At 74.5% G+C, this 11,691-nt stretch carries 12 protein-coding genes; 7 read left to right on the plus strand and 5 right to left on the minus strand.

Going from position 1 to position 11,691, the window contains the following annotated elements:
* Positions 1–40: 40 nt before the first annotated feature.
* Both ABT023_RS16035 and ABT023_RS16040 read left to right on the plus strand, forming a co-directional pair.
* Positions 41–523, plus strand: coding sequence for a DUF6232 family protein (locus ABT023_RS16035; protein ID WP_350885980.1), 483 nt, complete (start codon positions 41–43; stop codon positions 521–523).
* An 85-nt stretch (positions 524–608) separates the two neighbouring features.
* On the plus strand, positions 609–1,292 hold the full coding sequence (locus tag ABT023_RS16040; protein WP_350885982.1) for a hypothetical protein: 684 nt from the start codon (positions 609–611) through the stop codon (positions 1,290–1,292).
* Between the two features lie 23 nt (positions 1,293–1,315).
* Here the strand turns inward: ABT023_RS16040 and ABT023_RS16045 are convergent, their stop codons facing one another.
* Positions 1,316–2,215 (minus strand): ribokinase, encoded by a 900-nt coding sequence (locus ABT023_RS16045; RefSeq protein ID WP_350885984.1) that lies wholly within the window; start codon positions 2,213–2,215, stop codon positions 1,316–1,318.
* Between the two features lie 19 nt (positions 2,216–2,234).
* Positions 2,235–3,134, minus strand: coding sequence for an ABC transporter ATP-binding protein (locus ABT023_RS16050; protein WP_350885986.1), 900 nt, complete (start codon positions 3,132–3,134; stop codon positions 2,235–2,237).
* A gap of 75 nt (positions 3,135–3,209) precedes the next feature.
* On the opposite strand from ABT023_RS16050, the gene ABT023_RS16055 reads away from it, so the two are divergent.
* Both ABT023_RS16055 and ABT023_RS16060 read left to right on the plus strand, forming a co-directional pair.
* On the plus strand, positions 3,210–4,238 hold the full coding sequence (locus tag ABT023_RS16055) for an ABC transporter ATP-binding protein (protein ID WP_350885988.1): 1,029 nt from the start codon (positions 3,210–3,212) through the stop codon (positions 4,236–4,238).
* Positions 4,235–5,242 (plus strand): ABC transporter permease subunit, encoded by a 1,008-nt coding sequence (locus ABT023_RS16060; RefSeq protein WP_350885990.1) that lies wholly within the window; start codon positions 4,235–4,237, stop codon positions 5,240–5,242. Before ABT023_RS16055 ends, ABT023_RS16060 begins: the two co-directional genes overlap by 4 nt.
* A gap of 77 nt (positions 5,243–5,319) precedes the next feature.
* Here the strand turns inward: ABT023_RS16060 and ABT023_RS16065 are convergent, their stop codons facing one another.
* Complete coding sequence (locus ABT023_RS16065; RefSeq protein WP_350885992.1) at positions 5,320–6,489, minus strand: ROK family transcriptional regulator; 1,170 nt, start codon at positions 6,487–6,489, stop codon at positions 5,320–5,322.
* Between the two features lie 174 nt (positions 6,490–6,663).
* On the opposite strand from ABT023_RS16065, the gene ABT023_RS16070 reads away from it, so the two are divergent.
* Positions 6,664–8,115 carry a glycoside hydrolase family 3 protein gene (locus ABT023_RS16070; protein ID WP_350885994.1) on the plus strand — a complete coding sequence of 484 codons (1,452 nt, stop codon included), beginning with the start codon at positions 6,664–6,666 and terminating at the stop codon, positions 8,113–8,115.
* 310 nt (positions 8,116–8,425) lie between these two features.
* Here ABT023_RS16070 and ABT023_RS16075 read toward each other — a convergent pair whose 3' ends face one another.
* On the minus strand, positions 8,426–9,088 hold the full coding sequence (locus ABT023_RS16075; RefSeq protein ID WP_350885996.1) for a GNAT family N-acetyltransferase: 663 nt from the start codon (positions 9,086–9,088) through the stop codon (positions 8,426–8,428).
* A 274-nt stretch (positions 9,089–9,362) separates the two neighbouring features.
* On the opposite strand from ABT023_RS16075, the gene ABT023_RS16080 reads away from it, so the two are divergent.
* The gene (locus ABT023_RS16080; protein ID WP_350885998.1) at positions 9,363–9,560 is read left to right on the plus strand and encodes a DNA repair protein; all 198 of its coding nucleotides are present in this window, start codon (positions 9,363–9,365) and stop codon (positions 9,558–9,560) included.
* A 26-nt stretch (positions 9,561–9,586) separates the two neighbouring features.
* On the opposite strand, the gene orn is transcribed toward ABT023_RS16080, so the two are convergent.
* Positions 9,587–10,183, minus strand: a complete 597-nt coding sequence (orn, locus tag ABT023_RS16085; RefSeq protein WP_350886000.1) for an oligoribonuclease — start codon at positions 10,181–10,183, stop codon at positions 9,587–9,589.
* 67 nt (positions 10,184–10,250) lie between these two features.
* On the opposite strand from orn, the gene ABT023_RS16090 reads away from it, so the two are divergent.
* On the plus strand, positions 10,251–11,540 hold the full coding sequence (locus ABT023_RS16090) for a glycosyltransferase family 87 protein (protein WP_350886002.1): 1,290 nt from the start codon (positions 10,251–10,253) through the stop codon (positions 11,538–11,540).
* The last annotated feature ends 151 nt before the right edge of the window (positions 11,541–11,691 follow it).

Below are 11,691 nucleotides of genomic sequence, written 5' to 3' on the forward strand. Positions count from 1 at the left end.
CCGGGGGGCGAAGGAGCGCGCCGGCCGGTTAAGCTTAGTGATGACCCTCTATTACCGGGACGACACGGTGCAGGTCACCTCCGAGTCGATCCGGGCGGGCGGCCACTCCATCCCGATCGCCGGCATCACGTACGTCTGGCACGCGCGGGGGCGGACCACGCTCGCCGTACGGGGGCGGGTGGTCGGCCGGGGCGTGCTGGTGCTGCTGCTGTCGCTGCCTCCGCTGGTGGCGCTGGTCTGCGTGGTGTCGCTCGCGTGGTCGGCGCAGGACCGGGGCAACTGGACGCTGGCCCTGATCATCCTGGCCGCCTGCGCCGTGGGCGCGCTGGCCCTGGTCCCGTTCCTGGAGGTGCCGCTCGGCTGGCTGGACCGCTCGTACGAGCGGGGGAACCGGGTGAACGAGTTGTGGGTGCAGCACCACGGCCAGGAGGTGATGCTGCTGCGCACCCCGGACGCGCTACGGTTCGGGCAGATCTACCGCGCCGTGCAGCGGGCCGTCGAGCAGCAGGTGGACCGGGGATGACCGATCGGCTGGCGCCCGGCTGCCGGGGCAGGGCGAGCGCCTCGCCGGCGGGCGGTGCTGGATGTCCCGGCGCACACTGGGAGACATGGCGATTCCCCTTCCCCGGCCGACCGCTGTCCTCGGCCTCACCCGGTCCGCCTTCGATCAGGCCCTCGGCTCGGCCGCCTCGTTCGCCGCCGTCCCGGTCCGGGCGTTCGCGGTGCTGGACGGGGTGGAGGCGCTGCTGTCCCGGATCAACGGGGTGGTGGACCGGATCGAGGGGACGCTGGACCGAACGGACCGGGTGCTCGACGACGCCGAGTCCGCCGTCCGGGAGGTGGCCGTGATCAGCGCCTCCGCGACCGCCGCGATCGACACCGCCACCGAGGTCGCCACCGCGGCGGCCGTGGTGGTCGCCGCGGCCGAGGGGGTCGCCGGACGGGCCGCCGGCACGGTGGACGCCGCCGCCGGGGCGGCCGACACCGCCGGCGAGCTGCTCGCCGCGTACGAGCCGGCGCTGCGGCGGGCCGCGCCGATGGCGACCCGGTTCGTCGGGGAACTCAGCCACGAGGAGGTGACGGCGGCCATCCGGCTGGTCGACGAGCTGCCCAAGCTCAAGGAGCACCTCACCGCCGACATCCTGCCGATCCTGGCCACCCTGGACCGGGTCGGGCCGGACCTGCACGACCTGCTCGACGTCACCCGGGACCTGAAGCTCGCCGTCGCCGGGATCCCCGGCCTGGGCATGCTGCGCCGCCGGGGCGAGAAGCTGACCGACGAACCGGGCTGACCGACGCGGAGCCGGCTGACCCGTCAGGCCGACGGGGCGTGGAGCTGGTCGATCTCGGCCCGGCGGGGCAGGGCCACGGACGCGCCGAGCCGGCGTACGCAGGCCGCGCCGGCCGCCGCCGCCCACCGCACGGCGGCAAGCAGGTCCCGCCCCTCGCCCCAGGCCACGGCGAGGGCCGCCGTGAAGGCGTCCCCGGCTGCCGTCGAGTCGACCACGTCGACCCGCACGGCTGGGACGTACGCGGGCTCGGCGTCCCGCTCGACGTACCAGGCCCCGTCCCCGCCCAAAGTCAGCACCGCCCGGGGCGCGAGCGCCAGCAGCGCTCCCGGGTCGTCCCGGCCGCGACCGGTGAGCGCCAACGCCTCGTTCTCGTTGACCACCAGCAGGTCGACGGCGGCGAGCAACTCGTCCGGCACCCGCTGGGCCGGTGCCGCGTTGAGGATCACCCGGGTGCCGGCGGCGCGGGCGGCAAGCGCCGCCTCGGTCACCGTCGCGACCGGGATCTCCAACTGGGCGACCAGCACGTCCGCCGCGCGCACGGCGGCCAGCTCGCCCTCGGTGAGAGCGGTGAACGCGGCGTTCGCCCCCGGGGTGACCATGATCGCGTTCTCGCCGTCGGCGCCGACCATGACCAGGGCGACGCCGGACGCCCCGTACACCACCCGGAGCTGTCCGGTGTCGACGCCGGCCGCGGTGATCCGGGCCTTGAGGGTGACCCCGAACGCGTCGGAGCCGATCGCGCCGAGGAACGCGCAGGACGCGCCGGCCCGCACGGCGGCGACGGCCTGGTTCGCGCCCTTGCCGCCGGGGACCATGACGAAGGCGCTGCCGAGCACCGTCTCACCGGTACGCGGCAGGGCCGGCGCGGTGGCGACCAGGTCCATGTTGGCGCTGCCCACCACGACCACCCGGGTCTGCTGCACGCTCGACACTCCTTGCGGCTCAGGCGGCGCGGGCCGTCCAGCGGTCGCCGACGCGGTCGACCGTCAGGGGCAGGCCGAAGGTCTTGGAGAGATTGTCGGCGGTCAGGGTGTCGGCGAGCAGCCCCTGGGCCATCACGCCGCCCTCGCGCAGCAGCAGGGCGTGGGTGAAGCCCGGCGGGATCTCCTCGACGTGGTGGGTGACCAGGACCAGGGCCGGAGCGTCCGGGTCGTACGCCAGCTCGGCCAGCCGCGCCACCAGGTCCTCGCGCCCGCCCAGGTCGAGGCCGGCGGCGGGCTCGTCGAGCAGCAGCAGCTCGGGATCGGTCATCAGCGCCCGGGCGATCTGCACCCGCTTGCGCTCCCCTTCGGACAGGGTGCCGTACGCCCGGTCGGCGAGGTGGCCGATGCCGAACTGGCCGAGCAGGGCGTGGGCCCGGGCCTCGTCGGTGCGGTCGTAGCTCTCCCGCCAGCGCCCCACCACCGACCAGGCTGCGGTGACCACCACGTCGACCACCCGCTCCTCGGCGGGCACCCGCTCGGCGAGGGCGGCGGTGGACAGGCCGATCCGCATCCGCAGCTCGTTGACGTCGGTCCGGCCGATCCGCTCGCCGAGCACGTGCGCCGTGCCCGTGGTCGGATGCAGCCGGCCGGCGGCCAGGCTCAGCAGCGTCGTCTTGCCGGCCCCGTTGGGGCCCAGCACGACCCAGCGCTCGTCCAGCTCGACCCGCCAGTCCACGTCGTGCAGCAGCGCGGTGCCGGACCGGCGTACGCCCACACCGTCCAGGCTGACCACCAGATCCGCGTCCACGGGGGCGGTGGCGGGGGCGGCGCCGACGACGCCGGGGATCAGGTCACCAGTCACCCGTCCATCCAACCACGCACCGCCGCAGCGCCCCCCCACGGGCGGTGGCCACGCCATAGGGTGGGGCGCCGTGGCGTTGGTCACCGCACGGGGGAGGAACCGGATGCCAGACTGCCGCAGGGAGCGTCTCGGGTGAGCGCCGCAATCGAGATCGAGGGGCTACGCAAGACCTTCCACGGCCCGTACCGCAGCCGCCAGGTCGCCGTCGACGGCTTCGACCTGTTGGTGGGACGGGGCGAGATCCACGGCTTCCTGGGACCGAACGGCTCGGGCAAGACCACCACGCTGCGCGCCCTGCTCGGGCTGGTCCGTGCCGACGCGGGCCGGATGCGGCTGCTCGGCGAGGACGTGCCGCGCCGGTCGGCCGCGGTGGCCGGGCGGGTCGGCGCGATCGTGGAGACTCCGCAGTTCTTCGGCAACTTCACCGGGCACCGCACGCTACGGCTGCTCGCCCTGGCCGGCGGGGTGCCGACCCGGCGGGTGGACGAGGTGCTGGACCAGGTGGGGCTGCGCGGCCGGGGCGACGACGAGGTCAAGGGCTACTCACTGGGCATGCGGCAGCGCCTGGCGGTGGCCTCGGCCCTGCTCAAGGAGCCGGAGCTGCTGATCCTGGACGAGCCGGCGAACGGGCTGGACCCGGCGGGCATCCGGGAGATGCGGGACCTGATGCGGGAGCTGGCCGCCGCCGGGGTGACCGTGCTGCTGTCCAGCCACATCCTCGGCGAGATCCAGCTGATCTGCGACCACGTGACGATCATCTCCCGGGGGCGGCGGGTGGCCGCCGGGCCGGTGGAGGGCGTGCTGGACGGCCACGACCAGCACGAGTGGCGGGTCGGGGTGCCCGAGCAGGGGCGGGCTGCGGAGCTGCTGCGCCGGGAGGGGCTGCCGGTGGAGGAGCGCGCCGAACACCTCGTCGTCGGCGGGGTGCCGGACGCCGGCGAGATCAGCCGGCTGCTGGGCGAGCAGGGGCTCTGGGTCCGTGAGCTGGTGCCGCTGCGGCCCGACCTGGAGAGCGTCTTCCTGGAGCTGACCGACGACGACGGGGCGGAGCGTCCCGAGCTGCCCGGGCCGGCCTACGAGCCGGCACCCGTCGATCCCGGCGAGGGCCGGCTCATCGACCTCGACGTGACCGCAGGCGGCGACAGGGAGGCGAGGGCGTGAAACTGGTACGGGCCGAGCTGGAACGGCTGGCCGCGCGCCGCTTCGTCCAGCTCATGCTGGTGCTGCTGGTGCTGGCGTTCGGGGTGACCGCGGTGACCACCCTGGTCGGCTCGCACCGGCCGTCGTCGATCGAGGTCGCCGAGGCCCAGCAGGCGGCGGCCGAGGAACGGCAGTCCCTGGAGGCCACGTACCAGCGGTGCCTGGCTGCCGCGCGGGGAAACCTGCCGCCGGAGGAGGCGGAGAGCTTCCCGGACGACTGCTCGGCGTTCGACCCTGCCCAGCGGGAGCGGCTTCCGGTGGCTGCCGACCACCTCCAGGGGGTGTTCAACTTCGCCAACCAGGCCCGCCCGCTGCTGTACCTCCTGATCCTCTTCCTGGTGCTGTTCGGGTTCCTGGTCGGAGCCTCGTACATCGGGGCGGACCTGTCCACCGGCGGGGTGGTCAACCTGCTGATCTGGCGGCCCCGGCGGCTCACCGTGCTCGGCGCGAAGCTGGGCACGCTGCTCGGCGCGCTGACGGCGGTGTCGGTGCTGGCGTCGACGGCGTACGGGGGCGCGTTCTGGCTGATCGGGCAGACCGCCGGGATGCCCGGGGCGACCGACGGGGACTTCTGGCCGTGGCTGTGGCTGACCTGGGCCCGCGGGGTGGTGCTGGTGCTGTTCGCCGCGACGGCCGGCTTCGCCGTCGCCACCCTCGGCCGGCGGACGGCGGCGGCGCTCGGCGCGGTCATGGCGTACGCGGTGGTGTGGGAGCTCGGCCTGCGGGTGGTGGTGGAGGTGGTGGGCATACCGCGGGGCGAGGACTGGATGCTCTCCACCTACCTCGACGCCTGGCTGACCGGGGAGGCCCGGCTCTCCGACGCCACCGTGTGCCGGGGCGTGTCCGGCTACTGCGACGGCACCTACCAGCTGGGCTGGGGGCTCGGGCTGGCGGTGCTGCTGGCGCTGACCGGCGGGCTGACGGTGGCCGCGTTCGCCGCGTTCCGCCGCCGCGATTTGATCTGACCCGCGCACCCGGGGAGTGACAACTTGTTGCAGCGTCCCGGGCGATGGTGAAGAATTCCTACGTGACGGACGCCTGGTCAGCCCACGGTGCTGCCGAACACCTCGTCCCGCACGGCGTCGAGGGCGGTGCGCAGCGCGCCGTGCAGGACCGGCTCCTCGGTCAGTCCGCTCGGCACCACCCGGGGGCGGACCAGGGTGATCGCCGCCACCTCGCGCTGCACCCGCCCGGCCAGCGCCGTGCCGCCGGCCCGCCCGACCTCGCCGGCGAGCACCACCAGCGGTGGGTCGAGCACCACGCAGGTGCTCGCCACGCCCAGGGCGAGCCGGCGGGCCAACTCGTCGAGCACCGGTGCGGCGCCGGCCTCGACCGCCGCGCGTACCGCCTCGGCGGCGTGGTCGGCCACGATGCCGTGCTCCCGGGCCACCGCCAGCACCGCGTCGCTGCCGGCGAGCTGCTGGAAGGCCGGCTTGGCCCGGCGGGACACGTCGCGCGGGATCGGCGCCCCGGGCACCGGCAGGTAGCCGATCTCACCGGCCGCGCCGCTGCTGCCGTGGTGCAGCCGTCCGCCGAGCATGATCGCCAGACCGACGCCCGCGCCCAACCAGACCAGCACGAAGTCGGCCAACTCCCGGGCCGCGCCCGACTGCGCCTCGGCGACGGCGGCCAGGTTGACGTCGTTCTCGAAGACCACCGGGGTGTCCAGGTCCTCGCGCAACGCGGCGAGCAGGCCACGGTGCCAGCGCGGCAGGTTGAACGCGAAGGTGATGTCGCCGGAGCCCGGGTCGACCAGGCCGGGCGTGCCCAGCACCACCCGACGCACGCCGGACAGCTCGGCCCCGGCGCTGCTCGCGGCCTGGACGACGGCGTTGTGCACCACGCCGACCGGGTCGTCGGTGTCCCGGGTGGACAGCTCCACCCGACCGGTCACCGCGCCCGTGATGTCGGCGCAGGCCGCGACCACCCGGTCCGCGCCGACCTCCACCCCGACCACGTACGCGCTACCGGGCCGGACGGCGTAGAGCTGGGCGTTCGGGCCCCGCCCGCCGGCCTGCTCACCGACCCGGGCGACCAGGCCGCGTTCCTCCAGCCGCTCGACCAGCTGGCTGGCGGTGACTTTGGACAGGCCGGTCAGCTCGCCGATCCGGGCCCGGGTCAGCGGCCCGCGCTCGAGTAACAGCTCCAACGTCGCGCGGTCGTTGAGCGCTCGTAACAGGCGGGGGGTGCCGGGCAGCCGGGTCGCACTCATGCCATGTCCTCTAGCTATTCGTAAGCTTTACTCACCACTACCGACCTGCAGACGGGTGTCCGTAGCGTAACGGCCGCCCGAGACCGGGTGGTCGGACGACCCGGCAGCGACCGTGGTCCCGCCGGCGAATCCGGTACGACGTTCGTGCCCTCGGGCACCGGAAGGGGACAGACTGTGGGGACCGATCCAGGACTGCGCCGGCTCGCGCTGGGCACCCTACTCGCCGCGTACCCGGGGCCCGTACCGCCGGACTGGGCCGTCCGCCTCGTGGGCGAGGGCTTGGCCGGGCACACCCTGTTCGGCACGAACGTGCACGACTTCGCCCAGCTCGCGGCGAGCACGGCGGCGCTGCGCGCGGCCCGGCCCGACGTGCTGGTCGCCATCGACGAGGAGGGCGGCGACGTCACCCGGCTCGCCCGCGCCACCGGCAGCCCGTACCCGGGCAACGCCGCGCTCGGCGCGGTCGACGATCCGGCGGTGACCGAGCGGGTGTACGCGGCGATCGGGGCCGAGCTGGCCGCCTGCGGGATCACCGTCGACCTCGCGCCGACCGTGGACGTGAACACCGCCGACGAGAATCCGGTGATCGGCACCCGCTCGTTCGGCGCCGACCCGGCCCGGGTGGCCGTCCACTCGGCCGCCGCCGTCGCCGGCCTCCAGTCGAACGGCGTGGCCGCCTGCGCGAAGCACTTCCCCGGCCACGGCGCCACGGTCGCCGACTCCCACCACGAGTTGCCGACCGTGGACGTGTCGCCGGCCGTCCTCCGCGAGCGGGACCTGCCGCCGTTCGCCGCCGTGGTCGCCGCCGGGGTGCGGTCGATCATGACGGCGCACATCCGGGTCCCCGCGCTGACCGGGGACGACCCGGCCACCTTCAGCCGGGCGGTCCTGGTCGACCTGCTGCGCCGCGAGTACGGCTTTACCGGCACGGTAATCACCGACGCGCTGGAGATGCAGGGCGCGGTGCTCGCCGCCGGGGGCGTCGGCCCGGCCGCGGTCCGCGCGCTCGCCGCCGGGGCGGACCTGCTCTGCATCGGGTTCAAGGTCGACGCCGAGCTGGTCGAGCAGGTGGCCGCCGAGATCGTCGACGCGCTCGGCGACGGTCGGCTGGACCGGGCCCGGGTGGAGGAGGCCGCCGGCCGCACCGCGGCGCTCGCCGCCTGGACCCGGCCCGCCGGCACGCCGCCCCCCGCCCCGACCGACCTCGGGTACGCCGTCGCACGGCGTGCCGTCCGCGTCGAGGGTGACGTCACGGCGCTGGGCCGGCCGCTGGTGGTCCAGTTGCACACCGCGTCCACGATCGCCGAGGGGCGGGTGCCGTGGGGGCTCGGCCCGCACCTGGTTGGGCTGGAGGAGGTGCGGGTGGTGGCCGCCGAGACCGACGTGGCGTCCCTGCGCGGGCTCGCCGGGGCCCGGCCCATCGTGCTGGTGGGCCGGCACCTGCACCGGCTCCCCGGCGGCCCCGACCTGGTCGACGCGCTGGCCGCCGCGCATCCGGTGACCGTGGTGGAGATGGGCTGGCCGAGTCGGTGGCGGCCGACGGGCGCCCGCGCCTACGTGACCACGTACGGGGCGAGCCACGCGAACGGGCGGGCGGCGGCGGAGGCGCTCGGCCTGGCCGGTTGACCCCGAGCTGCCGGAGCCGCTCCGGCTCCATCCGCCGGACGCCAACCCCGATCCGCACTCTGCGTCACTAGCCCCGGAAGTCGGCCGACCCACTGCACCCCAGGTCAAGTCCACTAAACGACACCGGCAACCCGCCGATCACCCCTTGCCCGACCCAATATCAATACGTAGCGTCATGGGCGGGACGGCGGCCGGCAGGAGGGCCTGGGGAAAGGCTGCGGACCGTGGATCCGGCCCGGGATCCACGGTCCGCGCCCCGCCTGCTGCACCGGCCGGCGGGCGGGCAGCTACGGGCCGCCGGGGCCCGGAGTCACGGCGGGTACACCCCGTACGACCGCCAGCCCTGGTCCGCGAAGCCGGCCGCCTCGGCGACCCGCGCCGACGCGACGTTGGCGGGGTCGTGCCGGTACGTCGGCACCGCACCCCCGTCGAGCACCCGGCGGGCGGCCCGGGCGACGAGTCGACGCGCCAGCCCGCGACCCCTGGCCTCCGGCACGGTGCCGACGGCCAGCTCGTGCCCGTGGGCGTCGTGCCGCTTGATCGCCGCGCCGGCCAGGTACCGTCCGTCGGCGCCCCGCACCACCAGCACCTCGCGGTCGAACAGCCGCAGCCACCGCGGCAGCCCCGGCTCGGTCGGCGCGACCCACTCCCCCACGTCCGGCAGCGGGGCCGGGGTCAGGGTCCACCGGAAAACGTCCTCGTGGCACACCCACCCGGGATGGTCCACGGCGGCCGGCAGGCCGGTGATCAGCCGCCGCTCCGACTGACCGGCCAGCGCCCGGACCGCCGGGACGTGCCGGGGCGCCACCGAGAGCACCGTGCCGCGGCCGTCGCCGACCGCGATCGCCGGGCGGAGCCGGCCGTCCCAGGCGGGCAGGGCACGCCGGTGCGAGCCGACCACGTTCAGCCCGGGTCCGGCCGGCCACTGCCCGAGCCAGGCCGCCAGGTGCAGGTACAGCCGCCGGTCGAGCACCGGTCACCTCCTCCGCACCGCCGGAACGCGCCCCACCCCGAGGCCAACATGATCACGGTACGCCAGCCACCCCCCACCCGCCCCCGCTCCGGTGCGGCCGGGTCTGAAGATCGCGCGCAGGCCGGTTGAGGCGACCGACGGACGGGTAGACGTACAGAAGATCACCGATGACTGTCGGTTCGCCGTCCGGTTGCCGACGGCGGGAACCGGACGCATCGATCGAACGTCATAACCATTTCCATACATGTACAACTTTCTTTGGGACGGTATGGTCATGCCGAATCTGCCTTATGACCGGTACCAGCAGGACGCCGAGCGCCGCTGGCGGGAAGCCGGGAGAGCGCGGTTCCCCGCGCAGCCTGCGTACCGCGAGGTGCGCAACGCGAGCCGCACGGAGCCGGCGCTGTCCTGGGCGGAGCTGAACCGGCTGCCGGCCGGCGTCTCCACCCGGCGCGGCCTCACCGCCCGCTGAACCCGCGCGGACGGGGGCCGGAGCTCTCAGAGTTCGGCGGCGATGGCCCTGGCGCTGTCCACATCGGGGCCGGGCAGCGGGACGAAGAGGGTACGCCGGTAGTACTCCAGCTCGCGGATGCTCTCCCGGATGTCGGCCAGCGCCCGGTGGGCCAGCCCCTTCTTCGGCTGCCCGAAGTACACCCGCGGGTACCAGCGCCGGCACAGCTCCTTGATGGAGGAGACGTCGATCATCCGGTAGTGCAGGTGCGCGTCCAGGCGCGGCATGTCCCGAGCGATGAAGCCCCGGTCGGTGGCGATGGAGTTGCCGCACAGCGGCGCGGTGCGCGGGTCCTTGACGTGGCTCGTGACGTAGTCGAGCACCAGGTCCTCGGCCTCGGCCAGGGTCACGGCCGAACGCCGGACCTCCTCGGTGAGGCCGGACTTGCCGTGCATGGTCCGGACGATCTCCGGCATTCCCTCCAGCGCCGCCTCGTCGGCGTGGATCACCACGTCGACACCGTCACCGAGCACGTTGAGGTCGGGGTCGGTGACGAGCGCGGCGACCTCGATCAGGGCGTCCCTGCCGAGGTCCAATCCGGTCATCTCACAGTCGATCCAGACGAGGAGGTCAGCCACGGCCACAGCCTACGCGCAGCCCACGCCCTCGCGCCTCGGCACTGTCGGCCGGATGGACCGCTAGGGTTTCCCCGTGCCAGCTGAACCGATCGCGCCACCCTCCGTCACCGCCGACGAGCCGGGCGGTCGCAGGGTCCGCCGGCTGGTCACGGTGCTGGCCCTGGCTGCCGTCCTCCCGGCGTTGTACCTGCCCGGGCTGGTGCACAACTTCTTCGACCTGAAGATCTACATGCGGGCGATGGACTGGTGGGCCGCCGGCCACCCGCTCTACGACTACGCGCAGCCGGACCGGGTCCAGGGCGAGCTGTACTTCACCTACCCCCCGCTGAGCGCGCTGCTGCTGCGCCCGTTCGCGCTGCTGCCGCTGGGCCTCACGATCGCGGTCTTCACGATCCTGACCGCGCTCGCCGTGGTGGTGACCACCCGCTGGCTGCTCGCCCCGGTCGTCGCCCGGCACGGCCTGCCCCGGACGTTCACCCTCACCGTCGCGGTGCTGCTCGTCTTCGCGGTCGAGAGCACCCGGGAGACGATCACGTTCGGCCAGATCAACATGCTGCTGGTCGTGCTGATCCTGGCCGACCTGCTCTTCGGGGTGCCGCAGGGGCGGCGCTGGGCGGGGGTCGGCGTCGGGTTGGCCACCGCACTGAAGCTCTACCCCGGCATCTTCATCGTCTACCTGCTGGCGACCCGCCGCTGGCGGGAGGCGGCCGTGGCGTCGATGACGGCCGCCGGGGCCACCCTGCTCGTGGCGGCCGTGGCCCCGGCGGACTCGTGGCGGTTCTGGACCCAGGAGCTGTGGGCGACCAACCGGGTCGGGCGCACCGACTACACCGGGAACCAGTCGCTGTTCGGGCTGCTCAGCCGGTTCACCGCGCCGGCCGAGCCGAACCGGGCGCTGTGGCTCGCGCTGGCCCTGCTCGTCGCCGGGTACGGGCTGTGGCGGGCCGCCCGCGCCGCCTCGGCCGGGGACGTGCTCGCGGGCCTGACCCTGACCGGGCTGGTGGGCGCGCTGGTCAGCCCGATCACCTGGACCCACCACATCTACTGGTTCGTCCCGGCGGTGGTGGTGCTGGCCGACGCGGCGCTGGGCACGAACCCGGCCACCCCCGGCGGGGCACGGCGGCGCCGGTGGTTGACCGGGCTGGCCGTGTTCACCGGCGCGGTGATCGTCTACGGGGTGGTGTCGTTCCACGACTGGGGGGTGGCTCCGGTGCGCACGGACTCGCCCGGGGAGTTCCTGGTCCGCAACACGTACGTGCTGCTGAGCCTGCTGCTGCTGGTGACTCTGCCGCTCGCCCGGCGGGCCGGGCCGACCACCGCCCGGGACAAAAAATCGCACCAACTGGACAGAACTCCCGAATAGCGCCTAAAGCGGCTAATCTTGCTCCCACCTCGGGCATCTCCCGTGGCACCGGTCCCCCCGGTGAGGCGGCCCTCCGCGTCGGCAGCGCGGAGGGCCGCCCGCCGTCGAGGGACGGGCTCTCCGGGTCGACGCCCCCCGCGCGAGATAGGAC

It is taken from the genome of Micromonospora sp. NPDC002296 (assembly GCF_040296145.1).
Lineage (GTDB): Bacteria > Actinomycetota > Actinomycetes > Mycobacteriales > Micromonosporaceae > Micromonospora.